The following is a 26,221-nucleotide window of genomic DNA, read 5'->3' on the forward strand; positions in this document are numbered from 1 at the left end:
CTATGAGTAGCGCGCACTATTTTTCTGAAAACCCCACCGGCGATTTTTCGCCCCAGCCTGTGACTGTTGAGCTGGGCGGACGCCGGGTGCAGGTTCTGACCGCTTCCGGCATCTTTAGCCCGGGTGGGGTTGATAAGGGAACCCGTATTCTCCTCGATGAGGCCCCCGCCCCGCAGGGGGCGCGCATGCTCGATATCGGGTGCGGGTGGGGCCCGATTACCCTGACCCTGGCGATGGCAGCGCCTGATGCTGAGGTCTACGGGGTCGAGGTGAACTCCCGTTCTGCCCGGCTCACCGAGATGAACGCTGAGCGCCTGGGTCTCACCAACGTGACGGTAGCTGCCCCCGATGCCCTCGATGAGTCGCTGACCTTCGATACCATCTGGTCTAACCCGCCCATTCGCGTGGGCAAGGACGTTCTACACGGCATCATGCGCACCTGGCTCCCCCGCCTGGCCCCCGGCGGTACCGCCTACCTGGTCGTGCAGAAAAACCTGGGCTCAGATTCCCTACAGAAGTGGCTGGCTGAGACTTTCCCCGACCTAGAGGTAGCCCGCTACGCTACCTCGAAGGGCTTCCGCATTCTAGAGGTGCACCGCCCGGCGTAGCACCATCACCGCATCGGGTATGGTTGCAGGCTCGCCCTCGGGTGAGGTGATATCCCGAATCCACTCTTCAGCTAGCACAATCTCAATATCGTCACGGCTGTGGGTGAGGGCTCGGGCCTCTTCGGTAGCCTGTACCATGCGGGCCCTGTGTTTGCGGGCGTCCTCGGGGTCAGTGAAGGAGGGAGCACCTGCGTGAGCCACCGAGATGAGCTCCCCACCGGGTTTCAGCAGGTCCAGGGCCGCTGCAAGCAGGGGCAGGCGGTCAAAGTCAGCGTAGGACTGCAAGAAGCTAGTGACAATCAGGTCAAAATGCTGGTCGGTAGACCAGTCGGTGAGATCAGCGTCGATAAAGCTGGTCTCCAACCCTTCGGCTGCCGCGCGGGCGCGAGCGCGCCCCACCGCGACGTCCGAAATATCGATGCCGGTGGCCTGCCAGCCACCAGCTGCCAGCCAGAGCGCGTCCCCACCTTCGCCGCAGCCAAGGTCAAGGACGGTGCTGGGGGTACGATCTCCGATGAGGGCAACCAGTGAGGCATTGGGCTTGCCCGACCACATCTGTTCCCGCTCCGAGTAAATCTCGTTCCAGAGTTCCCGGGTATTTTCTTTCGTTTCAGTCATTTAGCCCAGCAGCACCTTGCCGGTCATGGCGGCGGGGCCAGCCAGGACGACGTGTTCGAGGTTGTCGGGGCCCAGAACGAAGGTGACGGCCAGGGTGCCGCCGGGTACGCGTACCAGCCACTCGTCGGGGGCGTCCTCCCCTCCCCAGAAGCGGGTGGCGGCGGCAGCTGCGCAGGCGCCGGTACCGCAGGAAAGGGTCTCGCCAACTCCGCGTTCGTGTACGCGCATGCGGATGGAACCGATGTTTTCGGTGGCGGGGTCGCCGTCCTCTGCTGAGATTTCTTCGGGGACGACGAACTCTACGTTGGTGCCTTCAGGCGGGTTGGGTGAAACCTTGGGGGCCTCGTGTAGGTTCAGCCCGTCAAGCTTGCCGTCGGTGCCCAGCATGACAACGGTATGGGGGTTACCCATGGTGATGGAAAGTGCCCCGCGGGGAGTGCGCAGGCCCTTGGCGGTCACCTGGGCGTCGGTGCCGTTATCGCGGGCCATGTCACCGTTGATGAAGCCCCACGGGCCCATGTCGATGGCGTAGCCGTCTTCGGTACGACCCACGGCCTTGATACCGGCGCGGGTGGCGATGAGCAGGCGTCCGCCCTCTTCAAGCTCAACCAGTTTCTCGGTCAGCAAGTAGTCAACGAAGGCACGCACCCCGTTACCGCACATCTCAGCGATTGAGCCGTCGCCGTTGCGGTAATCCATGAACCAGATAGCATCGGGGGCCTCTTCCAGCAGGTGAGAGGCAAAATCCAGGTGCTCGGTCTTGACCGCGCGAATAAAGCCGTCAGCGCCGATGCCGAAGTGTCGGTCGGTCACCTTGGCGATCAGCTCAGCCGGCAGGTCGAGCCTAGCTTCGGGGTCGGTGACAAAGATGAAGTCGTTACCGGTTGCCTGCCCCTTGGTGAGGGTCTTGCCGGTCAAATCGCCCCAGACGGGGGTTTCTACGGTGTGGGTTGCCACGGGTTTTGCCTTTCCGTTGTGGGGCGCTTTTTCTTCTTAGTCTAGTGCCTGGTAGCCCTTGATGATGGCCAGGGCCTCGGTAAGCAGATCGGGGCTGGACCAGTCAAGCCAGTGCACCCGTTCATCTGCCCTGAACCAGGTGAGCTGGCGGCGGGCGAACTGGCGGGTGGCGGTGACGGTATCTTCAACTGCCTGGGCGACAGAATATTCCTCACCGGCAGGCAGCAAGCCGCGGGCGGCGTCCAGAACCTTGAGAAATTCCCGGTAGCCGATAGCCGCCGGGGCTGTTTTGCCCCGGCGCAGGCCCTTGGCTTCGAGGGCTTCTACCTCGGCCAGCAGCCCGGCTTCTTCCATGGCAACTACCCTCTGGTGCAGCCGCTGGTGCAGCTGGGCACGGTCGCCGTTCAGCCCGATTTGCAGGGCGGGCTGGTGGTAGGTGCGGGTGGGCATAAAGGACGAGAAGGGGCGGCCGGTCACCTCAAAGACCTCCAAAGCGCGCACCAGGCGGCGGTCGTCCTTCACCCGCTCAGCTGATTCAGGGTCAACCGCGCGCAGGCGCTGAAGCAGGGAGCCGGGGCCGGACGCCGCCAGCTCAGCTTCCAACCGAGCCCGCACCACCGGGTCGGTTTCGGGAAATTCCAAAACGTCCAGGGCGGCACGCACATACAGGCCAGACCCACCGACCAGAATCGGGTAGTTCCCGCGAGTGCGAATCTCATCAAAAACCTGCCGGGCCTGGGACTGGAAGGTAGCGACCGAGGCTTCCTCCGTGACATCGAGGGTGTCGAGCAAGTGGTGGGGAACCCCCCGCATTTCTTCGGCAGTGACCTTGGCGGTGCCGATATCCATACCCCGATAAAACTGCATGGAATCGGCATTGATACACTCCCCGCCCACAGCCCGTGCCAGCTCGATAGCGAGGGCGCTTTTACCTGAGCCGGTGGGGCCCACCACAGCGATGATGGGCAGGGAGCTGCTGGCGGCGTCCTTCTCTGCCATGGGTTAGAGAGCGGGCTTGAAGGTGGGGAAGCCCAGGGAAACCGGGGTACCGGGCACCTGGGTGGTACCGGTACCGCAGGAGTCGGCCTGGGCGCGGTCCCAGGCATCACCTGCGCGGGAGCGGCGCACCGAGTACTGGTCGGCAGTGGGGTCAGAAATCAGGTGGAAGGAGCCAGCCTCAGTGATGGGCAGGGTCACCAGGTCGCCGGGGCGGGGCACCTCGCAGCCTTCGGGAACGGTGAAGTGAACCAGGCGCTGGTCGCGGGCACGGCCCGACAGGCGGCCGGTTTCTTCGGCCTTGCGCCCTGACTCTGCGGTAACCATCAGCTCAACGGTCTTACCCAGCTGCTTACGGTTTTCTTCACCGGCAATGCGGTCCTGCAGGGCAATCAGACGCTCGTAGCGTTCCTGCACCACAGCCTTGGGCACCTGGTTGGGCATGGTCGCTGCCGGAGTGCCGGGGCGAATCGAGTACTGGAAAGTAAAAGCGGACGAGAAACGGGACTCCTCCACCACGCGCAGGGTCTCCTGGAAGTCCTCTTCGGTTTCGCCGGGGAAGCCGACAATAATATCGGTGGTGATGACGGCATCGGGGATGCGCTCGCGCACCTTCTCCAGGATGCCCAGGAACTTCTTGGAGCGGTAGGAGCGCTTCATGTCTTTGAGCACCTTGTCAGAGCCGGACTGCAGGGGCATGTGCAGTACGGGCATAACGTTGGGGGTTTCAGCCATTGCGTCGATGACGTCGTCGGTGAACATGGCCGGGTGGGGGGAGGTAAAACGGACGCGCTCCAGCCCCTCAATCTCGCCGCAGGCTCGCAGCAGCTTCGAAAAGGCCTGACGGTCGCCAAAGCCCACACCGTAGGAGTTGACGTTCTGGCCCAGCAGGGTCACTTCGATAGCGCCGTCGTCGACTAGGGCCTGTACTTCTGCCAGGATTTCGCCGGGGCGGCGGTCTTCTTCCTTACCGCGCAGAGAGGGCACGATGCAGAAGGTACAGGTGTTGTTGCAGCCCACCGAGATAGAGACCCAGCCGGAGTACACGTGGTCGCGCTTGGTCGGCAGGGTGGAGGGGAAAACCTCCAGGGCCTCCAGCAGCTCAGCCTGGGCCTCGTTGTTATGACGGGCTCGCTCCAGCAGGGTAGGCAGGGAGCCAATGTTGTGGGTACCGAAGACTACGTCGACCCAGGGGGCCTTCTTCAGAATGACGTCCTGGTCCTTCTGCGCTAGGCAGCCACCTACGGCAATCTGCATGCCCTCGTTCTCACGCTTGACCGGGGCGAGCTGGCCCAGGTTGCCGTAGAGCTTATTATCGGCGTTTTCGCGCACGGCACAGGTGTTGAAAACGACCAGGTCGGGGGTGGTTCCCTCTTCTGCGGGCACGTAGCCTGATGCCTCAAGTAGGCCGCTCATGCGCTCTGAATCGTGTACGTTCATCTGGCAGCCGAAGGTACGCACTTCGTAGGTGCGGGTTTTGGGTGCTGCCACGGGCTTGTCGGTGTTCACGTCAATACTCACCCGTACAGTCTACTAGGTTGCTATTCTGGGCTCTATGCCGGTTCGCCCTTCTCCCTCATTCTTTGCATCACGTGCCGCCCAGGCTGCGAGCGCCTACTCCCCTAGTGCGGTGGAGCAGCCCGTAGATTCCCCCGCTTTTTTGCGTCTGCTGGCCGGGCTTTTAGAGCGGTCTGTGGAGCTGACCGGCGTTCAGGTTGCTGATGTCGAGGTTCTGTCGAGCGGGATGCGGTCGGTGGTTGTTCGGGTGCGGGGTCATCGCGGGGCGAGCTGTGTGCTCAAGTATTTTCGCCGCAAGGACTCAGCCCGCAACTCTGGCGGTTTTGGCTACCTTCGCGAAAAACACGGCCTTGCTGCCCTGGAGCAGGTCGCACCGGGGCTCTACCCCCGCCTGCTGGCTGCTGACGACGCTGCCCGTCTGCTGATTCTTGAGGATGTCACCGGCGGCTTCTCGTCTGCTATCAGCTTGGGTGAGCTGCTGCTGTCGTCCGGGGCGGACGCCGCACCCCGGCAGGCCCTGGACGCTTGGGTGAATACCTGGGCTAGTATTCTGGGCTCCCCCGCCCAGGCTGCCGCCCAGGTATCTTTTGCCGCTGAGCTTGCGAGCGCTGACGCGCGGGCGTCCGCACCGGGGTCCCTACCCTCACCCCAGCTTGCCTTCAAGGGCCTGCGCCGGCTGGCCGAGAGAAAAGGTGTGCCGGTGGGGTCGGTTGAGTTTACGCAGATGGAGCAGGCCGTGGAGGGAATTATCTACCCGGCGCCGAGTGAGAGGGTGCTGTCGTCCGGCGATTTTTCTCCGGCCAACCTGCTGTGGCAGGCGGCCCCTGGGTCGGGGGTTCGCGGTATCGACGCTGAGGGAACTTGCTGGCACCACTGGGCGCTACCGGTTGCTAAACTCATGCTGGGCTTCCCGTCCTGGCCTGAGGGGCCGGTTTCAGCGGGCCTTGTGGAGAACACTCTGTGGCAGGGGGCCGTACAGCGTTTCTATGAGCAGGTGGCTCCGAGCCCCCGCGGGAGCGCACACGATGACGCCCAGGTAGCTGCAGCAAAGGTAGCGGTGCAGGCGATTATGGCAGAACAAAATGTTCTATAAATGTTGGATTTTCCCTCACCCCGTATAACCACAGGCATGGGTATAGTTCATAATTTCCGCAGATAACTTGTTTCACTCTGGGGAAACTCGGGATTCAACCTCTCCCAGAGTGTCTCCGGCCTGATTCTTCCACGAAGCGTTGCCGCTTCTACTATTGCCAGCAACAAAAGAAGCTGCTGACGAAGGGCTATTAAATTTAAAGTTATCCAGCAACTCGTATGTATTTGAGATATCAGCTACTCGCTCTTCTCGCACACGACGGACGATGACGGGAGCAGAAGATGAAACCACAGAACTAATAGAGCTACCCTTCAGCACAACAAAACCTTCAGTAGTCTGCCGCCCTTTCGCAAGGTAGCCATTCCCTGCCAGGAAATAGTCAGAGGGTGCCGTGTCTTGAGAAGTGCTTTCGACAGCAGAGGGGGCGTTTTCTCTAATCAGCGGCTCAAAGATGTCGTACCCTAAAGCTCCTACTACAAGTTTTGCGTAGTCGATAAAGTCCTCAAGTTCTGACTCTTTTTCTTCTGTTACATGCCCAGAGTTGGGGTTATTCCCATTCTGTATGTCGTATCGACCGGTCTCACGAGCAATGTTATAGAAACGATTTTCAAGATAGCTAATCTCGGTCGGACCGAAAGAGTTATTTGAGGTCGTTAGGACAACCGCTTCATTCCAGTAGTCTTTCTCCGGGTCAGCCCTATGTTCAAATAAACGTCCGATGAGGCCTCGACCATTGCTGCGTAGATTCGATTGCCCTATATAAGCGGATTCCCCGGCGTCCGCCTGCCGCCCAGAAAACAAAATATATACACCGGTTTGGTTTAGATGTTCTATCCGTTGCGCTTGGTCGAGCATTGTGCGAGGTATTTTGTAGGCAACCCCTGTCCAGTTAGCCAAAGTACATTTGACCCGTTCACTGGGTGTACCGTCCATTAGGTACAGGTTGATACTTTTCCCTCTGCGCATTTTTGCTGTTTCCCTTCTACGTGCTTTTCATCAGCTAATCATAGTAAGGAGAGTCACTGCTCATACCCATCTCCTGCGCGTAGCTCTCGACCTCTTCGCGCACCACGCTAAAAGCTAGGCCCGCCGGGTAGCCCTTACGGCCCAGCATAGCCACCAGGCGGCGCATAACCTTCTCTTTCTCAGCCCTGTCCCCCAGATCCATTGAGGGGCGCAATTTTTTGCGCACCAACTCGTGGGCGTCGGCGCGCTCGTCCTCCTCGGTGCGCTGCTCCAGAGCTATTTCGGCAAGCTCACCCTCAACCCCCTTGGTTTTCAGCTCCCGCCGGATAGCCGACCGCGACAGCTTCTTCACGTTCATTCGAGTACGCACATACATGTCGGCGAACTCAGCGTCGTTAATCAGGTTGACCGCCTCAAAACGGTTCAGGATATCCTCAATAACCTCGGCCGAAATTTCTTTCTCAACCAGCTTTTTCTCCAGCATGGCTCGGGACTTAGGCGAGGCAGCCAGCTGATTCAGCACAATATTTTTAGCCCGCGTAAATTCGCTCTCCGGCTCCTTACCGGCGCGGCCTCTCTTCTCGGGCATGGGAGTGACCCCCTGCACCAGCATCTCTTCGTCGGTGACCGGCTCGTTCAGGGCTGAGCCTTCACGGAAGAGGGGCTGCGAGCGCTTGCGCTGGGGAGCTTCGTTCTCTGGGGCGGACGCCGCCCCGATGGCGGGTGCGAAGGGCGAGCGGGCAGCGTATTTGGCGGGCGGCTTGCGGAACCCTTTTTTGAAGTTGGGGTTGCGACGGCGGGTGTATTTGCCCTGACGGGCTGGTTCCGCAGCCTCGGCTGCTTCCCCACCGTCCCGGTTACTGGCCGCTGCGGCTGATGCTTTACCGGTATAGGGGGTAGCGGTTTGCGTACTGGCGTAGGCGCCAGACTCCCCCGGGAGGTCCTGGACCAGGCCCTGTGCCGCCGGGTGCCAGGCCGGGTACTCCTCAGGGGCAAGAAAATCTTCGACTCGTGGGTTTTCTGCGCTCACATTCCCCTCCTACTACCTACATCGTGTCATGTCGAAAGCCGCCACTACCGGGGCTTTTCCCGGTGGTGGCGGCTACTAGCTCGCTGTTATGAGTTTAGAAGTTCTCAGAGATATCATCGAGCGGGTCAACAGAGGTGCTGGGCTCTACCTCGTCCAGCTCTTCCTCTTCGCCCTCAATGATGCCGAGCTTGACCATAGTCTTGTACTTGATCTCTTCGGTCAGTTCGGGGTTGTCCTTGAGGAAACGGCGCACGTTTTCCTTACCCTGGCCCAGCTGATCGCCCTCGTAGGTGAACCAGGCGCCGGACTTCTTGACCACGTTGTGCTCGACGGCAAGGTCAAGAATACCGCCTTCAACAGAGATACCCTCACCGTAGAGAATATCGAATTCAGCCTGCTTGAAGGGCGGAGCCATCTTGTTCTTGACGACCTTGGCGCGGGTACGGTTACCGATGGGGTTAGCGCCGTCCTTGAGGGTCTCAATACGGCGAATATCGATACGTACCGAGGCGTAGAACTTCAGAGCCTTACCACCGGTGGTGGTTTCGGGTGAGCCGAAGAAAACGCCAATCTTTTCGCGCAGCTGGTTGATGAAGATAGCAGTGGTGTTGGTTGCTGACAGGCGGCCGGTAATCTTACGCAGAGCCTGGGACATCAGACGGGCCTGCAGACCCACGTGGGAGTCACCCATCTCGCCCTCAATTTCGGCGCGGGGCACCAGAGCGGCAACGGAGTCAACCACGATGATGTCGATGGAGCCAGAGCCCACCAGCATATCCATGATTTCCAGGGCCTGTTCACCGGTATCGGGCTGGGAGACCAGCAGAGCGTCGGTGTCTACACCCAGCTTGGCTGCGTAGACCGGGTCAAGGGCGTGTTCAGCATCGATGAAGGCTGCGATACCGCCGGCCTTCTGCACGTTAGCCACAGCGTGGAGGGCGACGGTAGTCTTACCGGAAGATTCAGGGCCATAGATTTCTACCACGCGGCCGCGGGGCAGGCCGCCAATGCCGAGGGCGGCGTCCAGGGCCAGAGCACCGGTTGAAATAGTTTCGACCTTGCTGGCCTCGCGGTCTCCCAGGCGCATGACGGAGCCCTTGCCGTAGTTCTTATCGATCTGGGCAAGGACGGCCTCAAGTGCCTTTTCGCGCCCTTCGGCGGGCACCTGACCTACTGACTGCATGCGAGTTTTCGCTGCCATGTATGTTCCTCATTTCTTATCGCGGTACGAGAGTTCTTCTCTGGCTACCACGGTAATACCTAGGGCTGACACTTTAAGGGTTCAGCGCGAAGATTTTGAAAATCTGTGGATAACCCGGTTATGTGTCGCGGGCTGCCGGTCGTTTGTTCACAATCCTACAGGAATTCGAACACATTTTCTATTAAGTACGAACGACTTTCTAGCCTAGGGTCGCGGTTCGATATCGGGACCCAGCTGCCGTTCCACAGGAACGTCCTGCACCCGGCAGATAGCCAGCCATACCTCGCGCACGTTGGCGCCGGCGTCCAGGGCTTGCTGGGCCGTCAAATCACCGAAGTCCCCGGGCACCAGATCACGGGCTAGATGGCGGGCATAGACCGGACCAAACTCATGATCCATCGCCGCCCAAAATTCGCTGAGCTTCATCTTATTCCTTCCTCCACAGTACACAGACACCACAGAACACGAAGAGAGCCGAGCCCTTGCGGGGCCCGGCTCCATCTCTTAGTTACCTAAAGAGCGAATCGTCTAGCGAGTTGCCAGGGGGCGCTCGACGGCGGGAATATCGCGGCTTGAGGTTGCAGCGATACCGTATTCACGCTTGAACTGTTCTGAGAACTCAGCGGGTACGGTATCGGGTACCGAGAAGCCTTCTTCAACAGCCATGCGGGCTGAGACTTCAGCCAGCATAGCTGAGAGGGAGATGTTCAGTGCCTGGCAGATGGAAGCCAGCAACTCTGATGAGGCTTCCTTCTGGCCGCGCTCGACCTCGCTGAGGTAGCCCAGTGATACTCGGGCTGAGTGGGAAACTTCGCGGAGGGTGCGGCCCTGGCGCTGGCGAACATCGCGCAGAACTTCGCCGATAGCGTGGCGGAGCAGGATTACTTTACCGGTGTCTTGGGCGGGGGCAGCGTTCTCGGTCTGACCCACATCCTTCCAACGGACGACACCGTTCACGGATACGGGCTGCTTAGTCATTTTTATACCAATCTCCTGGTTGTCATGCTCCCGTTATATCAGGAGCGGGTGTTATCAGCCTATCGCATGTTCGCGCTTTCGTCAGCTGACCTCAAGAATATTTCGTTTACTTACGACTTTTTCTTGTTACATCTATCTAAACCCACAGGGCTGTGTTTTCATTCCCTGTTAGCTGAAAAATTCATCTGAAAATTTTCTGGGAGCTTACTTAGCGGTTTCAGCAAGAAACTCTGCAAGCAGGTTCAAGGCATCGTGGGCGGCTTGGGCACGAATTTCTGCCCGGTTGCCCGCATAGTTTTTTTCAAGCACGCGGCCGCCCCCGCTCGCCGGGTGCGCTACGGCCAGGTAGACGCGCCCTACCGGTTTACCGTCGCAGGGCTCCGGCCCGGCAGCCCCGGTGGTGGCTACGCCGAAATCAGCTTCGCAGACCCGGGCGGTTCCCTGTGCCATGGCGATTGCGACGTCCGGATCTACCGCTCCCCGCTCAGCCAGCAAACCGGCAGGTACCCCCAGTACAGAAGCCTTGACCTCGGTGGCGTAGGAGATAACGCCACCCCGATACACCGCAGATGCCCCGGGAACGGTGCAGATGAGCTGGCCTACCATACCCCCGGTCAGGGACTCTGCCGTTGCCAGCTGAGCACCGGCGTCCGCCCCCTTCTGCGCCCCATCGGCTGCGCGAGCTACAGCAGCGGCAACCAGGCGGGCAGCTGCGCGCTCAAGGTCCTGAGCCATCATCTCTACCATGCCGGGCTACTTCCCCTGAGCCGCGAAGAAGTCGCGGCGCAGCTGCATGGCCTTGATGACGTAGTCGATACCGGTTACTACGGTCACGACCACCACAGCGGCCATCACCAGGTAGCCGGGCCATAGAGCCCAGGAACCCAGCTGCCCCAGCGGGAGAATCATCAGCACCAGCGCCACCGTCTGCAGCACGGTCTTGAGCTTACCGCCCTTAGAGGCCGCCATGACCCCGTACTTGATGATGAACAGGCGCATCACCGTGATACCCCACTCGCGCACCAGAATGACGATGGTGACCCACCACCACAGCTCCCCCAGCATGGACAGCACCACGAAGGCCGCCCCGGTGAGCAGCTTATCGGCGATGGGGTCAGCAATTTTACCGAAGCTGGTAATCAGGTTGTTTTTGCGGGCCAGGTAGCCATCGAGCCAGTCGGTAATCATGGCCAGTACGAACACGGCGGCTGCCCACCAGCGCAGGCTCAGGTTGGCCTCGCCGTGGGGCCCGCCGGCCCAGAGGGCCCAGACGAACAGGGGAACCATCACAATACGCAGGGCGGTCAGCGCATTCGGGATGTTCCAGTTAGAAGCGGTTGCGGTCTGGTCGGCCACGGTGTTCTCCTTAGGGTGGTTCCGCCCCGCTCGCGATAAGCGGGGCGGACGCCGTCGGTTGGGTCTGGCAGGGAAGGCCGGCTAGCGGCCGGTCAGGTTCCAGGCGTCTTCGCTGTCGGGGTCGTCCGCCTCGTCGTAGTAGTCAACGGCCTGCGGCACCCCATCGTTCATGTGGGCTACAGGATCCCCGCCGTAGGGGTCGCTGTCTACAGGGGCCGGGGGCTCTTCACCGCGGATCTTAGCGAGGACGGCGGGCAGGTCATCGGGCTGAACCAGCACGTCACGGGCCTTCGATCCCTCAGAGGGGCCAACGACTTCGCGGGATTCGAGCAGGTCCATCAGGCGCCCTGCCTTAGCAAAGCCCACGCGCAGCTTGCGCTGCAGCATGGAGGTCGAACCGAACTGGGTATTGACCACCAGTTCGGCTGCCCGCAGCAGGTCATCCAGGTCATCCCCGATGTCATCGTCAATCTTCTTGGAGGGTGCTGCGGCAATCACGTCGTCGCGGTAGACCGCAGGGGCCTGCTTCTTGACGTGCTCAACAACCTCGTGAATCTCAGATTCACCCACCCAGGCGCCCTGCACACGCATGGGTTTGGAGGCGCCCATGGGCAGGAAGAGGGCGTCACCCTGGCCAATGAGCTTTTCAGCGCCAGGCTGGTCGAGCACCACGCGGGAGTCTGTGACCGAGGATGTCGCAAAGGCCATGCGGGAGGGCACGTTGGCCTTAATCAGGCCGGTGACCACATCAACGGACGGACGCTGGGTCGCCAGCACCAGGTGGATACCGGCAGCGCGGGCCAGCTGAGTGATACGGACGATGGACTCTTCCACATCACGCGGGGCAACCATCATCAGGTCGGCAAGCTCGTCCACGATCACCAGCAGATAGGGGTAGGCCTTAATCTGGCGCTTGGAACCGGGCTCCGGCTGAATCTTGCCAGCCTTGACGGCCTTGTTGAAGTCGTCCACGTGCTTGTAGCCGTAGTGGGCAAGGTCGTCGTAGCGGGCGTCCATCTCTCGCACCACCCACTGCAGGGCCTCGGCGGCCTTCTTGGGGTTGGTGATAATGGGGGTAATCAGGTGGGGAATCCCCTCATAGGCGGTGAGCTCCACGCGCTTGGGGTCCACCATGATCAGGCGCACCTGGTCGGGGGTGGAGCGCATAAGAATGGAGGTAATCATGGAGTTCACGAAGGAGGACTTACCGGCACCGGTGGCACCGGCCACCAGCATGTGGGGCATCTTCGCCAGGTTAGCGATGACGAAGCCGCCCTCGACGTCCTTACCCACACCCATGACCATGGGGTGGTCGGTAGCGTGGGCCTTAGCCGAGCGCAGCACGTCGCCCAGCACCACGATTTCACGGTCGGTGTTGGGAATTTCGATACCGATAGCACTCTTACCCGGGATAGGCGAGAGGATGCGTACGTCGGCAGACGCCACAGCGTAGGCAATGTTCTTGGACAGGGCGGTGACGCGCTCCACCTTGGTGCCGGGGCCCAGCTCAATCTCGTAGCGGGTGACCGTGGGGCCGCGGGAGAAGCCGGTGACCTCGGCGTCAACGTTGAACTGCTGGAGCACGTTGGTCAGGGCGTCAACCACCTGCTCGTTGGCTTCGGAGCTCTCCTTGGCGGGTGGGCCGGCCTCAAGCATGGATTCGGTGGGCAGGGTGTAGGAGCCGGTGGAGGATTCCACGACCAGTTCGCCGCGGGGCTGTTCGCTGGCTTCGGCAACGGTGTTGTTTTGCAGGCGGGCGGACGGGCGCTCGGCAGCAGGACGGTCAGCAGAAGGACGAGCCGCGGTGGGTACTTGCCCGGAACCTGCGGTAGCAGGCTGGGGGGCAGATGCCTTGGCTGACGAAGCGGCACCAGCAGCGGCTGAACCAGCAGCAGCTCCGGTCAGGGCAGCGCCCAGCGAGGCAGCAGAAGAGCTGCCCTTACCGGGGCGGGGCACAGCAGGGGCTGATGCGGGGGCGGGTGCTGATGCAGGAGCAGCAGCCGGTCGGCTAACAGGCTGAGGTGCAACAGTCTCGGGCTCAAAGCCGTCACGGTCTGCTTCTACCGGTTCAGGGCTATAGCCGTGATCCGCGGCAGCCTGGCGGGCCTGGTCCAGTCGCTGGGCCGGGGCGTCCGAACGGTCTTCGTCGGGGTAGCTGGCAGAAAGCTCGTCCTCGCTCTCCCACAGGCCCTGGTCAAAGAGCTGGGCCTGCTGCTTGGCAGCCTTAGCCGCCGCTTTCTTCTCGCGGCGGGTCTGCTTGCGGGGTGCTTCTACGTCAAAGGCCTCAACAGGTCGGTTTGACGTCTTGGCGGCACGGCGGGGTGCCGGGGCCACCTGCTCAACGCGGGCGGTCTCGGGGTCAGCCTCAGAGCCGTCATCGATCACAGCGGTCTGGTAGGCCTCGTCCGCCTCGTAGCGATCTAACCTGCGGTCACTCTCGGTACGGGGGCCAAAGCCCAACCAGCCCAGTAAGCCACCGCGACGGCGGGGAGCCGGGGCGGGGGCGTCCTCGTAGAGATAGGAGCGGTCGTGGTCGCCCTCTAGCACGCGAGTTTCGGCCTCGTCCTGAGAACGGGAGGCACGGGAAGGACGCCCGGCATCAGCGACCGAACCGTGGGGCTTCTCCCCCAGCATCAGACCGAAAATATGCATTATCTTAGGCCAAATCTGACGCAGGGGCGTATCGGTGGCCACCAGCAAACCGGCCAGGAAAACCAGGGCAATCAAAAGCCATTCCAGCACATTCACGCCGCCTACGATACGGCTGGCAGGGGTGCCAATCAGCACACCAACGGTACCGCCGCCGCCCCAGAATTTATCAAAACTCGATGAGAAAGAGGGGTAGCCCGCCACCTTAGCCCCCATCATCGAGGCAGAGACCGTCATGATGGTAAAGCCAATGGCGATGCGGTTGTTAGCTCGCACCTCCAGCGGGTGGCGGAAGATACGGATAGCAAAAATCAGGCAGAGAATGGGAATCAGCAGGGAGCCCTGGCCGAAGAGACCGCCCACAGCGATGTGCCACAGGTGCAGGGGCCACTCGTACCACGACAGGCTAGCGGGGTCCGCCCGCCAGCCCCACCATTCCACGCCGGCGGTCAGCAGGCCGATAGCCAGCACCAGCAGGGCACCGCCGTCGCGGCGTTCGTGGAGTTCAATATCGGTGCGGAGCTCGCCCATTCGGCGTACGGCACCGCCCACGGTGAAGGCCAGGGCCTGCCAGGCTCCTACCAGGGCACGCACAAAGGCGTTACTTTCCTGCGGGGGTGCTGACGAGGCCTTCCGGCTTCTACCTTGAGCTGAGGTTGAGCGACGTGAGGACGTCTTGGAGCGGCTCCCCGCGGCGCGGGGGGCTGATTTACTCGATGCAGACTTTCGCGGAGCCATTCTTCCCAATACTGCTTGATGATCGGTTGCGTTTAAATAGCTTACCCGGCGGCAGGTAAAACTGCCGCCGGGTATGCTCAGAGGTTGCTAGTTGCCGTCAGCCTCGGGGGTGTGGGTCTCGATGACCACGGGCACAATCATGGGCTTGCGACGCAAGCGGCGGGCTACCCAAGCCCCCATGGTGCGGCGGACGATCTGCTGCAGCTGATGCGTGGTGTGCACACGCTCAGGAGCCCGGTGCAGGGCGTCCTCAAGGGCTGCGGTGATCTTGGGGGTGATGTCGTCGAAGACGGAATCATTTTCGGCGATACCGCGGGCGTGGATGTCGGGCCCGGTGACCACGCGCTTGGTGGCGCGGTCAACTACGGTGACGATAGAGACGAAGCCTTCTTCGCCCAGGACGCGGCGGTCCTTGAGGTCATCTTCGGTAACGTGACCTACAGACTTACCGTCAACGTAGACATATTCGCAGGGTACCTGACCGACAATGTCAGCGCGGCCGTCACGCAAATCAACGACAGTACCGGAGTCACCGATGATCACCCGATCGCTCTTGATTCCGGTTTCGATGGCCAGCTTGCCTGAGGCCAGCAGGTGGCGGACTTCGCCGTGCACAGGCATAACGTTCTTAGGCTGCAGAATGTTGTAGCAGTAAAGCAGCTCACCGGCAGCGGCGTGACCTGAGACGTGTACCTTAGCGTTGCCCTTGTGAACCACGTTGGCGCCCAGCTTCATCAGGCCGTTGATCACGCGGTAGACAGAAGTTTCGTTACCGGGAATCAGGGATGAGGCCAGGATAATGGTGTCGCCCTTTTCGACCTGGATCTTGTGGTCGCCGTTGGCCATACGGGAGAGAGCCGCCATGGGCTCGCCCTGGGAGCCGGTGCACATCATGACAATCTGCTCGGGGCGGTAGTCATCGACCTTCTTGAGGTCAACCAGAATACCTTCGGGTACGTTCAGGTAGCCCAGCTTCTCTGCAATGGTCATGTTGCGCACCATGGAGCGGCCGACCAGGACCACCTTGCGGCCACGTTCAGCAGCAGCATCGAGCACCTGCTGGACGCGGTGCACGTGCGAGGAGAAAGAAGCAACGATGACGCGGCGCTTAGCATCGCGCATAACGTTGGAAATCACCGGGCCGATGTTCTTTTCGGTCGGAGTGAAGCCGGGAACCTCAGCGTTGGTGGAGTCGGGCAGGAAGAGGTCGATTCCCTCTTCGCCCAGGCGGGCGAAGTGACGCAGGTCGGTGATGCGGCCGTCCAGGGGCAGCTGGTCCATCTTGAAGTCGCCGGTGTGCAGGACTTTGCCCGCCTTGGTGCGGATGAAGACTGCCAGGGCATCGGGGATGGAGTGGTTAACGGCTACGAATTCACATTCGAAGGGGCCGAAGCGCTCAACCTGGCCCTCAACAACGTCCATGGTGTAGGGCTTAATGCGGTGTTCCTGGAGCTTAGCTTCGACCAGGGCCAGGGTCAGCTGGGAGCCCACCAGGGGAATGTCGGGGCGCATACGCAGCAGGTAGGGTACAGCGCCGATATGGTCTTCGTGGCCGTGGGTCAGCACGATCGCCACGATGTCCTGCAGACGGTCCTTAATGTAGTTGAGGTCGGGCAGAATCAGGTCTACGCCGGGCTGGGACTCTTCGGGGAAGAGCACGCCGCAGTCGACCACGAGCAGTTTGCCGTTGATTTCGTAGACGGTCATGTTACGGCCGACTTCGCCGAGACCGCCCAGGGGTACTACACGCAGGGTGTCTTTTTTCAGTTTGGGGGGAAGGTGCGGGCTTTCAACTGTTTGCATAGTTTCTCTTTCTTTTATTTTTTCTTTTCTGAATACGGGCAAAGCGGGCCACCCAAAATCGCCGTGATTTTGGGTGGGCCCGCCGGGTACCCGCAGTACGTTTTTACTTGACCAGGGTTGAGGCGATGATGGAGCCTTCGAGGTCGGAGCGCATGAGGGCGGCTTCTTCGTCGGTAGCCAGTACGTGCGGCAGGCGCACGGTAGCTGAGTCGAGGATGCCCTGCCAGGTGAGAATCTGCTTGGCGGCGACGCAGCCGGGTACGCGGCTCATAGCGGCGCGGACGACCGGGGCCAGGTCCAGGTGCAGTTTCTGGGCGGTTGCCAGGTCACCGGCGACGGTTGCGTCGATCAGCTGGCGGAAGTGTTCGGGGGCTACGTGGGAGGTAACGCCGACGAGGCCGACGGCTCCCATAGCCAGCCAGGGTAGGGTCAGCCCATCGTCGCCTGAGTAGTAGTCCAGGTCGGTGGTTTCCATGACCTCGGTGGCAGCGGTGAAGTCGGCCTTGGCGTCCTTGACTGCCACGATGTTCTCGTGGTCTGCCAGGGCACGGTAGACGGCCGGGGTGATGGGGATACCGGCGCGACCGGGGATGTCGTAGAGCATGACGGGGGTCTTAACCGCGTCAGCGACAGTGCGGAAGTGGGCTTCAAGACCGGTCTGGGTGGGCTTGTTGTAGTAGGGGGTGACCACAAGCAGGCCATCCACACCAACAGCTTCGGCGCGGGAGGCCAGGTGCAGGGTATGGGCGGTGTCATTGGAGCCTACACCAGCTACGATTTTGGCGCGGTCGCCCACGGCTTCCTTGACGATGCGGAAGACCTTTTCGTTTTCCTCATCGGTCATGGTGGAGTATTCGCCGGTGGTGCCGCAGACGATGAGACCGTCGTGGCCGCGGTCCACCAGGTTGGTGGCGAGCGCGGCGGTTGCCTGCTCGTCAACTTCTCCCTGTGCGGTGAAGGGGGTGACCATGGCGGTAAGCAGGCGCCCGAAGATGGGTTCTGCTGCGGTCGTTGTGTTCTGTACGGTCTCAGACATATCTACTACGTTACCTTATCTGGCTGGGTGGGGTGGGGTGAGTTTGATTAAAGGCCTGCGTTATTCCGGGGCGGACGCCGGTGGGCAGCCTGGCTTTAGATGGTGACCTGGGTGGGGTTTTTGCCTCGGTGCAGGGCTATGGCGGTGCGCATGGCTTTGCGGGCGCGTTTTCGGTCGCCGGAGGCGTCATAGGCCAAGGAGAGACGGAACCAGTTCTTCCAACTGGTGGGGTCTTTCTCGGTGGCTGTGGCGTAGTGGGTGAACTGTGCGTCGGCTGCTGCGCGGTCGATGCGGCCTGCTTCGGTGCGGGGCAGGGTATCTTCGGGTAGCTCCCCCGCTGCGGCGAGTTCCTGCCCCAGGGCTTGGGTGCGGGAGCCGAAGATGATTTCGCGGATCATAGCCCAGGCACCCAGGACGGGTAGGACGATGAGGGCCCCACCCAGCAGGGCGCCTAGTGCCCCCGCGTTCTGCAGGAAGATGAAGCCTCTTTGGGCTGTGAGCACCAGGTAGAGGCTGAGGGCTACCGTCACCAGGGCGGCGAAGGCTTTACCTCGCCCACCGGCGTCCACCGCGATGAAGACCGCGCAGAACACGCCTACTGCCAGCAGGAAAAGGCGGGTTCCCAGCGGCAGGGGCAGGATGAGCACGGTGAGGATGGCCAGGGTGATTGCCCCGGCGGTGAAGGCGCGCAGCGAGGTCACGGGCTAGTCCAGGTTGAGGTAGCGGTCAAGGCCCACGGTCAGGCCGGGGTGCTGTTCGACCTGGCGGACGCCGAGCAGGACGCCGGGCATGAAGCTGGTGCGGTCAAAGGAGTCGTGGCGGATGACCAGCTGCTGGCCGGCGTCGCCCAGCAGGATTTCCTGGTGGGCGGTCAAGCCGCGCAGGCGGACGGCGTGCACGTTGACGCCGGCGACCTTGGCACCGCGGGAGCCGCCCTCATCGGTTTCGGTAGCGTCGGGTGAGGCGGGCACACCGGCTTCGGCGCGGGCTGCTGCAATTTTGTGGGCGGTGTGGACGGCAGTGCCCGAGGGCGCATCGACCTTGTTGGGGTGGTGCATTTCGATGACTTCTACTGACTCGAAGAACTTTGCTGCCTTAGCGGCAAATTCGGTAGCCAGGATGGAGCCTATGGCGAAGTTGGGGGCGATGAGTACGCCCACCCGAGGATGCTCGGCAAGCAGGGCTTCGAGGGAGGCTAGGCGCTCTTCGTTCCAGCCGGTGGTACCGACCACCGCGTGAATACCGTGTTCAACGGCAAAGCGTACGTTGGCTTCGGTAGCGGAGGGAACGGTCAGGTCAATCATGACGTCCGCGCCGTACTCGACTAAGAGATCTAGGGAGTCTCCGTTGCCCAGGGCAGCTACCAGGTCCATGTCTTCTGCGGTGTTGACGGCCTTGACCGCCTCTGAGCCCATACGTCCTGCGGCGCCGACAACAGCGACCTTCCAAATCTTGCTCATGCCTCTATATACCCCTTAGATAGTCGTTAGCTTGGGTGCCGGGCGGCACCTGGCGGTACTCGCTCACACGCACAGCACCGGCTGGCGCAGGTATCGCATCAACAAGCCACATCACACTACTCTAGCGAACGGGGTAGCCCCACTGCACGCCCTGTTGCGCCCAAGCGTCCTTTCACCTGCGCTAATACCCGAAAGTAGGCGGGGGCATTTCAGCATCCGAAACCGGTTTCGGCCCGCTGAGTGCTAAAAGACCCGGCGGGTGCGACACAAGAAAACCCGCCCAGCTCTTACACTAGAAAGGTGCGCCTGCACCCCAGCTCACCGACCCAAGGGAACTATGAAAGACGATCACGTTTTTTACTCTGCCGTGCACCCCCACGAGGGGCAGCGACGCTTTGTCCTGCGCGGTCTCGACGGCGTACGCGCTATCGCGGTGCTGCTGGTGCTCGTGTACCACTTTTGGCCCCAGTACCTGCCCGGGGGCATGATTGGCGTTGATATTTTCTTCGTTATCTCGGGTTATCTGATTACTGCCCTGCTACTGCGCGAGGGTGCCTATACCGGCAAGATGGATATCGTTTCTTTCTGGGTGCGGCGTCTACGCCGTCTGGTGCCGGCTTTTGCCCTGCTGACGCTGGTGGTGGGGTCCTTGGCTCTGCTGGTGGGTGGGGACGCCCAGGTGGGGTTGGGCCGCCAGATTCTCGGTGCTTTTACCTACTCGTCGAACTGGCTGCTGATCTGGGCCGGTAACGACTATTTCACGCAAACCTCTCCTGAGCTCATGACCAATTTCTGGTCGCTGGCGGTTGAAGAACAGTTCTACCTGTTCTGGCCCGTGGTGATGGTCTTTGTTTTTATGTTTACCGCTAAGTGGTGGCAACGGGCTCTTGTTCCTGGCGTTTTGGGTGCCCTATCACTGCTAGCTGCGGTCGTGCTGGGGCTACTGGGTGCTTCCACCACCCGCCTCTACTACGGCACCGATACCCACCTTTACGGCCTGATGCTGGGTGTCCTGCTGGCCATGATGATTCCCTGGTCCATGTACCCGCCCGTTGATGACCGTCTCTACCCCCTGGTCGGCTACGGCAATGGTATCTGGGGCTGGCTGCGCCAGCTGGTCGGCTGGGTGAGCCTGGTCGCCGTTCTGCCCTTTGCCTTGACTCTTTCAGACCACAGCTCCTGGCTCATGCCCTGGGGCCTGCTGGTGGGTTCTCTTTTGGGTATGGGCATTATTCAGGCCCTGCTTCCGGACGTCCGCGGCGGCACCTCCGGGCTCTTTCGGGGCTTGCTGTCCCTAGCTCCCCTGCGCTGGATCGGCCAGCGCTCCTACGGTATTTACCTCTGGCACTGGCCCCTGATGGTGCTGGCCCACTACACCTTTGGTGCGGCGCGCTCCCCCTGGGTGAACGTCGGTGTGCTGTTCTTAACCCTGATTGTTGCGGGTCTGTCGTATATGTATGTGGAGCAGCCCGTGCGCCAGCTGGGCTTCCGCGGGGCACTATCAGCCTGGTTCTCAGCCATGGTGGCACCCGCTGGCCGGGCCCTACCGGTGGGCGCAGCCGTCCTTGCCGGTGTAACCCTGATTGCCACCGTTTTTGCGGTACGCACCGCACCGGCTATGACCGAAGCCGAAGCTGTGGTGGCTGCCGGTGCCAACTATGCGCAGGCGTCCGCACCGGCTCCCCAACCCAGCAGCGCTTCTGCCGTCCCTACCGCCTCAGCAGAACCCAGCACGTCCGGCCAACCGTCGGAAAGCCCCAGCCCCTCCCCCAGCGCTTCCGCTTCGAAGGCGGCCGCTGTTGACGGGTCCCAGGTGACGATTGTTGGCGACTCGGTCACGCTGGCGTCGTCCATTGCCCTGGGGGAAGCCATGCCCCAGGCACTGGTCAACGCTGAGGTTTCGCGCACCAGCTCCGCTGCCCTGCCCATCATTGAGCAGTTGGTGGATTCGGGTCAGATGCGCGAGGTGCTGGTGCTCTCGGTGACCGCTAATTCCACTTTTACGTTCGACCAGCTTGAACAGCTCAAGGCTTCGGTGTCGCCGAATGGTGAGCGCAAGATTGTGCTGGTCACCGGCGTTGGCCCGGCAAACCTGACCTGGATTGAGCCCTCTAACCAGGTAATTCGCGAGTTCGCGGCACAGAACCCCGGCACGGTCTTTATCGCTGACTGGCAGGCCGCTGCCAAGGGCCACCCCGAGTACCTGGTCTCCGACGGCGTGCACCCTCAGGGCGAGGGCCTGACCGTCTATGCTCAGACCGTCAAGGACGCGGTGGCGAAGGCGCTGGCAGGATAAGGTCGTTGCAGGGCCGGGCCGTCAGGTCTGTGCCGTGTCACGGGCTGTTCCCCGGTTCCTGGCGTCCTTCCCTCGTTTGCCCGCTTTTCCCCTCACTTTGTACCACGTGCTGCCCAGATTTAGCCCCAAATGTGGGCAGGGCGCGGTACAAAGTAGCTAGAGTGGTGCCCCTCTGCGCACTTCAAGCATTGCAGCAATTTCACTGGCTACCTGCTCCGGATGGTTTCTCACCTGCACCCAGCTATACCGAAGAACAATCCAGCCCTGATTCTGCAGCTGTTTCTCACGCCTGCGCTCTGACATAACAGCCCGATCGGTAGGCCCGTAGTCCGTGTATTTGATGTGGCCGTCAAACTCGACAATGACCTTCTCATCCTCGTACAGAAAATCAGGTCTATATACCCTACCTCCAACCACTACATTTACTTGCTGTGCAGGTCTCGGTAGGCCACCGTCAATAATTGCGATCAATAGAAGAGTTTCACCGGGGCTTTCGCACAGGCTACTGAGATACGGAAGTGTAGCCCGCGCTCGGCGTGCTCCCCGGCCCTTGAGCCTATACAGCCGCTCTTCTACAGCTTCACTCGTTGTAAGTTGCCGGTTCAAAGCCGAGTTGATAATGCACACCGATTCGCTCAGCTCCAGGTATCTCGCACAGTCATCGAGTGTCTGTAGCAGGCTAGTTGCTCGCACTGTTCCTGATATGTATGCGATAGGCACAGAAGGTTTTACAGTGTAATGTTTGATGATTCCTTGAGCGCGGCCTCGGGTATTCGAGCCAGCCAGAATATCGACCAGGTTCTCTGAAGCAATGACGCTAAGGCCATGGAGCCAGGCAGCGCTCCTGTGGCTGAAGATAGCATCAGGGTTCTGTTTTGCATAGGCAGCTATGGCGTAGGGGTATCGCTCAGCTGGTCGCAGAGAGTTATAGATAGAGCTTGGGCAGAATATGCCGGGGCGTAATTGCACGAGCTCGCCGCGGTGCATTTTGCGTGTGATGGTGGAGTTGCATAGGCCGGCGGCTACAAGTTCGGCACGGGTGGAAACGAAGGTTAGAGGTTCAGCGATCCGCATAGGGTGAGTTTGGCTCACCGTGTCTGAGGTTTTCTACCATACGGCAGCTTGTGGATAGCTGATAGGAATTTTGTGCCTAGCCAGGGGTCTTTGGGGCGTTCTTTTGGTGCAGTGAAGACGCTTTGTTTCGCCTTCTATCCACAGGGGTTGACCGGCTGTCGTTTACTCGCTTCGGGGGGCATCCGCCTGCCCTGCTTTCCCCTCACTTTGTACCACGTACTGCCCAGTTTTAGCCCCAAAAGTGGGCAGGGCGCGGTACAAAGCGGCGAGCTGCCCGTAGAGAGCGCAAAAAAGAAGGACGCCCGCAGATAAGCAGGCGCCCTCCCTAAAGTTTATTTGACGATGGTGGTGACCCATTCCTGGTCTGCCAGATAGCGGGCCAGGTCGTTGACCTGGTCAGCGGTAACTGACCGAACCCCATCGAGCAGCTCATCGATCGAGAGGAACTTACCCGAGTCTAGCTCTGCCCGGCCCAGGCGGCTCATGCGGGAGCCGGCGTCCTCGCTTCCCAGCACGGTGGAACCGCCCAACTGCCCAACGACCTTCTCAAGTTCTTCTTGTGTGATACCGTCGCGCACAAAATCGTCGAAGGTAGAGCGCATGAGCTCGGTAACCTGCTCGGCCTTGGCAGGAAGGCAACCGGCGTACATGCCAAAGTAGCCGGCGTCTGAGTAAGAGCCGGTGAACGAGAACGTGGAGTAGGCCAGGCCGCGCTTCTCACGGATTTCCTGGAAGAGACGGGAGGACATTCCCCCGCCCAGAGCGGAGTTGAGCACGCTCATGGCGTAGCGGCGCTCGTCGCCGGCGATGAGGCCGGGGCAGCCCATCACGATGTTGGTCTGTTCAAAGCCCTTGTCGAGGGTTTTTTCGCGGGCACCGGGAACAATCTGGCTTTGCTGACGGACGCGGCGCGGGGCAGGTAGGGCACCTTCAGTCAGGTCCCAGCCGCGGTTGGCCAGGGAGTCAAGGACCAGGTTGACGATTTCTGAGTGGTTGAGGCTACCTGCTGCGGAAATGACTAAGCGGTCGGGGGTGTAGAACTTCTTGTAGTGTTCCCAGACCTTGTCGCGGGCGACGTCGGTGATTTCCTGCGGGGTACCACCGATAGGGCGCCCCAGGGGGTTGCTGCCCATAAGCTGTTCAATGAAGGATTCGAAGGCGACGTCGGTGGGGTCGTCCTGGTCCATGGCGATTTCTTCGAGGATGACGCCGCGTTCCTGTTCAAGCAGGGCGGGGTCTAGTTTGGCTCCGGTGACCATGTCGGCGATAACGTCGATAGCCATGGGGGTGTCCTCATCGAGCACACGGGCGTAGTAGCAGGTGTGCTCCTTAGCGGTGAGGGCGTTGGATTCGCCGCCTACCCGGTCAAAAGCGTGGGCGATGTCGAGGGCGGTGCGGCTTTCGGTGCCCTTAAAGAGCAGGTGTTCGAGGAAGTGGGTGGAGCCCAGCATGCCGGGCTGTTCGTCGCGGGAGCCTACCCCTACCCAGAAGCCGATGGAGACGCTGCGCTGGGAGGGCATGCGTTCGGTGATGACGCGGACGCCGCCCGGTAGCACGGATCGGCGCACTTCGTTGCCTCCCCCACCGGCGTAGATGAGACGGCCGGTGCGGTAGTTGAGCTCGTCGGTGAGGTCAGCGGTTTCAAGGGGTAGAAGGACGGGCATGGGCCTGCTTTCTGCTGTTCTGGAATACCTGTTTAGTATGCCAGATTTTTCAGTTTAGAATCTGGGGAAACGCTTTACCATCACAAAATATGACTATATTTTTTAGACAAAAATAGCTGAAGGGATTAGGGGCATTTTATTATTTAGTCTTTTTTTGATTAGATAACTAAGGAAACATATTTTTATCAGAAGGCCCTTTAGTTTTTATGAAACACCACACTCGCATCGCGGCCACTCTGCTATCGTGCGGAGTTGCAACGCTCCCCATTGTTGCTCTCCCCCAAGCTGTCGCAGAGACCACCGCACAACAGGTTACTCCTGCAACGCAGACCCAGGCGTCGCTTTATTCGCCCCAGTATGATCAGAGCGATTCTTACTTAGTTGTGGTTCCTGACGAGCGAACTTTTTACCCGCCCGTAGATTATTCTGGGGAGCTGCCTGAGGGAACTCGCTTTTCAGCTGCCCCGGACACCCCAAGCTGGATTTTTATTGGCCCTTACGGGGATATATCTGCCTCGCCTACCTATGATGTAGAACCGGGCACCTACACGATAAACGTTCTTGTGACCTACCCCGATGGGTCAGTTGATACCCTATCTCAGCCCATAACGGTCATCAACGATTACTACAGCTCGCACATTACAGGTGATTATTTCCCCGTAACCCAGCTCTCTTGGGGGCAGGAGCTCCCTTCCTTTGATTTACAGATGCCCTGGGAGCCCGGAGTGGCCTTCTACTTAGGAGAGCATTCAAACCCCGAATGGATTTCTGTTTCTAGCTCAGGGTGGATTTCTGGCTCAGTCCCGGCAGGAACTCGTCCTGGTCGCTATGACTATCGAGTAACTGGCTACGGTAACTACAATGTTCAGTTGCAGTACGACGGGTCTATTATTGTTACCGAGCCTGCCGGGCAAGAAGGTCTGTGGTATCCAGAGAATCTTTCTGTTGAACCAAATGGCCGCTTAGAGCTGGCTCCTCCTACTTTTGCTAACGGGTCTAAGGCACAGGGAGTTTTCTCTGCGACCGCCGAAACCCCGTCGTGGGTAGCTATTGCCAGCGATGGCTCTGTGGTGCTTACCCCCGGTGGTGGAGTGCCGAGTGGCCACCACAAGATTCCCCTGAACTTCGTTGGAGAGGACGGGGTGCAGCGCGAAGTCCATCTGGCCGTGGAAGTAGCGGAGTATAGCGACGTTATCTCTGTATCTACAGAGGAAATCTCGGCGACAAAAATTGTTCCGGGTGGATCGTTCAGCAATAACTTAGTAGTCATAGGCAACGGCGGCGCTTTACCCACTGGCACCACTCTTTCTCTGAGATACTCAGACACTGATATTGCAGCAGTTAGTCTGAGTGACGACGGGCGGCAGATTCAGATTCTGATATCCCCTGATGCTCATGTGTCAACCACCCCTTGGTCGGATACAGCCTATCTGCAACTCACCTACCCTGATGGGTCACACGATAATCTCGAAGCGCACTATAAGGTTGTTGCCCCGCCCGTTCCAGAGGCAACTCCGGAGCCTTCCTCGGAGCCCGTAGCCCCTACCCCCGAGGAGACCTCAGAAGTAGCTGTTCCTACAGCTTCAGCTGAGCCTACGGCTGCTCCCACGTCTTCTGTGGAGCCCTCCGTAGCTCCTACGCCAACCGAATCCGTTGCTGTTCCCTCAGCATCTGCGGAACCTTCCGCGACTCCTACTCCGGCAGAATCAGCTACAGCTACAGCTGAGCCTACCGCCGCTCCCGTCGTTACTGATGCTGCGGCTGCTCTTCCGGAAGTCACCGAGTCAGTGGTGGCTCCTGTTACGACCGCTGCAGTTGCGACATCGCCCACCTTTGTACCGTTTGTAGAACCTACCTTGTTAGCAGCTAGTCAGTTGTCTGTAGGTCAGTTGCCTACCCATGGTCTGCCTCTGCAGGGCCCTCGGGTGGAGCAAGCAAATGCTGCATCGCAGACTGCTCAGTTGAGTGAAGCAAGCTCATCGCAGGCGGCGGCTTCGCCATCGAGTTCTGTTCAGCAGTCAGCTCAGCCTGCTTTGGCCCGTACCGGAGCTGGGGATAGTTTGACCATTCTGTCTATGGTGGGGGCAAGCTTGTTCTTTGTAGGTGGCATGGCATTAGTTGCAGTACGTCGCCAGGCTAGATCAAAGTAAAGTTCAGAGCATAAAGGCAAGGGGCAGGAA

The 26,221-nt window shown here is 60.4% G+C and carries 22 protein-coding genes; 4 read left to right on the forward strand and 18 right to left on the reverse strand.

What is annotated here, in order from left to right; all coding sequences use genetic code 11:
* The first annotated feature begins 2 nt into the window (after positions 1-2).
* Positions 3-608 carry a class I SAM-dependent methyltransferase gene (locus tag L7A20_RS01985; RefSeq protein WP_237222226.1) on the forward strand — a complete coding sequence of 202 codons (606 nt, stop codon included), beginning with the start codon at positions 3-5 and terminating at the stop codon, positions 606-608.
* On the opposite strand, the gene L7A20_RS01990 is transcribed toward L7A20_RS01985, so the two are convergent.
* From L7A20_RS01990 to miaB, 4 genes are read right to left on the reverse strand one after another with little or no spacing between them, the layout of a single operon-like run.
* Entirely contained in the window at positions 585-1,226 is a 642-nt protein-coding gene (locus tag L7A20_RS01990; protein ID WP_237222227.1) for a class I SAM-dependent methyltransferase, read from the reverse strand. The two genes, L7A20_RS01985 and L7A20_RS01990, sit on opposite strands and share 24 nt — an antisense overlap.
* Positions 1,227-2,183, reverse strand: coding sequence for a diaminopimelate epimerase (gene dapF / locus L7A20_RS01995; RefSeq protein ID WP_237222228.1), 957 nt, complete (start codon positions 2,181-2,183; stop codon positions 1,227-1,229).
* Positions 2,184-2,219: 36 nt separating this feature from the next.
* Positions 2,220-3,182, reverse strand: coding sequence for a tRNA (adenosine(37)-N6)-dimethylallyltransferase MiaA (gene miaA / locus L7A20_RS02000; RefSeq protein ID WP_237222229.1), 963 nt, complete (start codon positions 3,180-3,182; stop codon positions 2,220-2,222).
* A 3-nt stretch (positions 3,183-3,185) separates the two neighbouring features.
* Positions 3,186-4,700 (reverse strand): tRNA (N6-isopentenyl adenosine(37)-C2)-methylthiotransferase MiaB, encoded by a 1,515-nt coding sequence (gene miaB / locus L7A20_RS02005; protein ID WP_185173265.1) that lies wholly within the window; start codon positions 4,698-4,700, stop codon positions 3,186-3,188.
* A 34-nt stretch (positions 4,701-4,734) separates the two neighbouring features.
* Between miaB and L7A20_RS02010 the strand changes: the two genes are divergently transcribed.
* Positions 4,735-5,790, forward strand: a complete 1,056-nt coding sequence (locus tag L7A20_RS02010; protein ID WP_237222230.1) for a hypothetical protein — start codon at positions 4,735-4,737, stop codon at positions 5,788-5,790.
* Positions 5,791-5,862: 72 nt separating this feature from the next.
* Here L7A20_RS02010 and L7A20_RS02015 read toward each other — a convergent pair whose 3' ends face one another.
* The 12 genes from L7A20_RS02015 to dapB all read right to left on the reverse strand — a co-directional run bounded on the left by L7A20_RS02015 (position 5,863) and on the right by dapB (position 19,007).
* The gene (locus L7A20_RS02015; protein WP_237222231.1) at positions 5,863-6,645 is read right to left on the reverse strand and encodes a GIY-YIG nuclease family protein; all 783 of its coding nucleotides are present in this window, start codon (positions 6,643-6,645) and stop codon (positions 5,863-5,865) included.
* A gap of 145 nt (positions 6,646-6,790) precedes the next feature.
* Complete coding sequence (locus L7A20_RS02020) at positions 6,791-7,786, reverse strand: regulatory protein RecX (protein ID WP_237222232.1); 996 nt, start codon at positions 7,784-7,786, stop codon at positions 6,791-6,793.
* 94 nt (positions 7,787-7,880) lie between these two features.
* Positions 7,881-8,987 (reverse strand): recombinase RecA, encoded by a 1,107-nt coding sequence (recA, locus tag L7A20_RS02025; protein WP_185173268.1) that lies wholly within the window; start codon positions 8,985-8,987, stop codon positions 7,881-7,883.
* Positions 8,988-9,191: 204 nt separating this feature from the next.
* Positions 9,192-9,413, reverse strand: a complete 222-nt coding sequence (locus L7A20_RS02030) for a DUF3046 domain-containing protein (RefSeq protein WP_185173269.1) — start codon at positions 9,411-9,413, stop codon at positions 9,192-9,194.
* Positions 9,414-9,515: 102 nt separating this feature from the next.
* Positions 9,516-9,965 (reverse strand): helix-turn-helix domain-containing protein, encoded by a 450-nt coding sequence (locus L7A20_RS02035; protein ID WP_237222233.1) that lies wholly within the window; start codon positions 9,963-9,965, stop codon positions 9,516-9,518.
* Between the two features lie 204 nt (positions 9,966-10,169).
* Positions 10,170-10,712: a CinA family protein gene (locus tag L7A20_RS02040; RefSeq protein ID WP_237222234.1), complete on the reverse strand. Its 543-nt coding sequence runs from the start codon at positions 10,710-10,712 to the stop codon at positions 10,170-10,172.
* A 6-nt stretch (positions 10,713-10,718) separates the two neighbouring features.
* Positions 10,719-11,321, reverse strand: coding sequence for a CDP-diacylglycerol--glycerol-3-phosphate 3-phosphatidyltransferase (gene pgsA / locus L7A20_RS02045; RefSeq protein WP_237222235.1), 603 nt, complete (start codon positions 11,319-11,321; stop codon positions 10,719-10,721).
* 81 nt (positions 11,322-11,402) lie between these two features.
* Positions 11,403-14,708: an FtsK/SpoIIIE family DNA translocase gene (locus L7A20_RS02050; protein WP_237222236.1), complete on the reverse strand. Its 3,306-nt coding sequence runs from the start codon at positions 14,706-14,708 to the stop codon at positions 11,403-11,405.
* Positions 14,709-14,795: 87 nt separating this feature from the next.
* On the reverse strand, positions 14,796-16,511 hold the full coding sequence (locus L7A20_RS02055; protein ID WP_237186852.1) for a ribonuclease J: 1,716 nt from the start codon (positions 16,509-16,511) through the stop codon (positions 14,796-14,798).
* Between the two features lie 103 nt (positions 16,512-16,614).
* Positions 16,615-17,547 (reverse strand): 4-hydroxy-tetrahydrodipicolinate synthase, encoded by a 933-nt coding sequence (dapA, locus tag L7A20_RS02060; protein ID WP_237222237.1) that lies wholly within the window; start codon positions 17,545-17,547, stop codon positions 16,615-16,617.
* A gap of 95 nt (positions 17,548-17,642) precedes the next feature.
* Positions 17,643-18,248, reverse strand: a complete 606-nt coding sequence (locus L7A20_RS02065; protein ID WP_237222238.1) for a hypothetical protein — start codon at positions 18,246-18,248, stop codon at positions 17,643-17,645.
* 3 nt (positions 18,249-18,251) lie between these two features.
* Positions 18,252-19,007 (reverse strand): 4-hydroxy-tetrahydrodipicolinate reductase, encoded by a 756-nt coding sequence (dapB, locus tag L7A20_RS02070; RefSeq protein WP_237197216.1) that lies wholly within the window; start codon positions 19,005-19,007, stop codon positions 18,252-18,254.
* Positions 19,008-19,344: 337 nt separating this feature from the next.
* Here dapB and L7A20_RS02075 point away from each other — a divergent pair, with 337 nt between their 5' ends.
* Positions 19,345-21,303, forward strand: coding sequence for an acyltransferase family protein (locus L7A20_RS02075; RefSeq protein ID WP_237222239.1), 1,959 nt, complete (start codon positions 19,345-19,347; stop codon positions 21,301-21,303).
* Between the two features lie 156 nt (positions 21,304-21,459).
* Here L7A20_RS02075 and L7A20_RS12055 read toward each other — a convergent pair whose 3' ends face one another.
* Both L7A20_RS12055 and L7A20_RS02080 read right to left on the reverse strand, forming a co-directional pair.
* Positions 21,460-22,377, reverse strand: coding sequence for a DUF559 domain-containing protein (locus tag L7A20_RS12055; protein WP_423817416.1), 918 nt, complete (start codon positions 22,375-22,377; stop codon positions 21,460-21,462).
* 332 nt (positions 22,378-22,709) lie between these two features.
* Positions 22,710-24,041 carry a M16 family metallopeptidase gene (locus tag L7A20_RS02080; RefSeq protein ID WP_237222240.1) on the reverse strand — a complete coding sequence of 444 codons (1,332 nt, stop codon included), beginning with the start codon at positions 24,039-24,041 and terminating at the stop codon, positions 22,710-22,712.
* Positions 24,042-24,247: 206 nt separating this feature from the next.
* Here L7A20_RS02080 and L7A20_RS02085 point away from each other — a divergent pair, with 206 nt between their 5' ends.
* Positions 24,248-26,191, forward strand: coding sequence for a Rib/alpha-like domain-containing protein (locus tag L7A20_RS02085; protein WP_272879204.1), 1,944 nt, complete (start codon positions 24,248-24,250; stop codon positions 26,189-26,191).
* Positions 26,192-26,221: the final 30 nt, after the last annotated feature.

Source organism: Rothia nasimurium, from assembly GCF_928381415.1.
In the GTDB taxonomy this organism is placed as follows: Bacteria; Actinomycetota; Actinomycetes; order Actinomycetales; family Micrococcaceae; genus Rothia; species Rothia nasimurium_H.

Bases quoted from the DNA above. Each gene is read 5' to 3' on its own strand.
- L7A20_RS02035 (WP_237222233.1), bottom strand. From the start codon at position 9,965: ATGACTAAGCAGCCCGTATCCGTGAACGGTGTCGTCCGTTGGAAGGAT.
- L7A20_RS12055 (WP_423817416.1), bottom strand. From the start codon at position 22,377: ATGCGGATCGCTGAACCTCTAACCTTCGTTTCCACCCGTGCCGAACTT.
- L7A20_RS02050 (WP_237222236.1), bottom strand. From the start codon at position 14,708: ATGGCTCCGCGAAAGTCTGCATCGAGTAAATCAGCCCCCCGCGCCGCG.
- L7A20_RS02015 (WP_237222231.1), bottom strand. From the start codon at position 6,645: ATGCTCGACCAAGCGCAACGGATAGAACATCTAAACCAAACCGGTGTA.
- L7A20_RS02040 (WP_237222234.1), bottom strand. From the start codon at position 10,712: ATGGTAGAGATGATGGCTCAGGACCTTGAGCGCGCAGCTGCCCGCCTG.
- dapA (WP_237222237.1), bottom strand. From the start codon at position 17,547: ATGTCTGAGACCGTACAGAACACAACGACCGCAGCAGAACCCATCTTC.
- dapB (WP_237197216.1), bottom strand. From the start codon at position 19,007: ATGAGCAAGATTTGGAAGGTCGCTGTTGTCGGCGCCGCAGGACGTATG.
- L7A20_RS02055 (WP_237186852.1), bottom strand. From the start codon at position 16,511: ATGCAAACAGTTGAAAGCCCGCACCTTCCCCCCAAACTGAAAAAAGAC.
- recA (WP_185173268.1), bottom strand. From the start codon at position 8,987: ATGGCAGCGAAAACTCGCATGCAGTCAGTAGGTCAGGTGCCCGCCGAA.
- L7A20_RS02010 (WP_237222230.1), top strand. From the start codon at position 4,735: ATGCCGGTTCGCCCTTCTCCCTCATTCTTTGCATCACGTGCCGCCCAG.
- miaA (WP_237222229.1), bottom strand. From the start codon at position 3,182: ATGGCAGAGAAGGACGCCGCCAGCAGCTCCCTGCCCATCATCGCTGTG.
- L7A20_RS02085 (WP_272879204.1), top strand. From the start codon at position 24,248: ATGAAACACCACACTCGCATCGCGGCCACTCTGCTATCGTGCGGAGTT.
- L7A20_RS02080 (WP_237222240.1), bottom strand. From the start codon at position 24,041: ATGCCCGTCCTTCTACCCCTTGAAACCGCTGACCTCACCGACGAGCTC.
- L7A20_RS01985 (WP_237222226.1), top strand. From the start codon at position 3: ATGAGTAGCGCGCACTATTTTTCTGAAAACCCCACCGGCGATTTTTCG.
- L7A20_RS02030 (WP_185173269.1), bottom strand. From the start codon at position 9,413: ATGAAGCTCAGCGAATTTTGGGCGGCGATGGATCATGAGTTTGGTCCG.
- L7A20_RS01990 (WP_237222227.1), bottom strand. From the start codon at position 1,226: ATGACTGAAACGAAAGAAAATACCCGGGAACTCTGGAACGAGATTTAC.
- L7A20_RS02075 (WP_237222239.1), top strand. From the start codon at position 19,345: ATGAAAGACGATCACGTTTTTTACTCTGCCGTGCACCCCCACGAGGGG.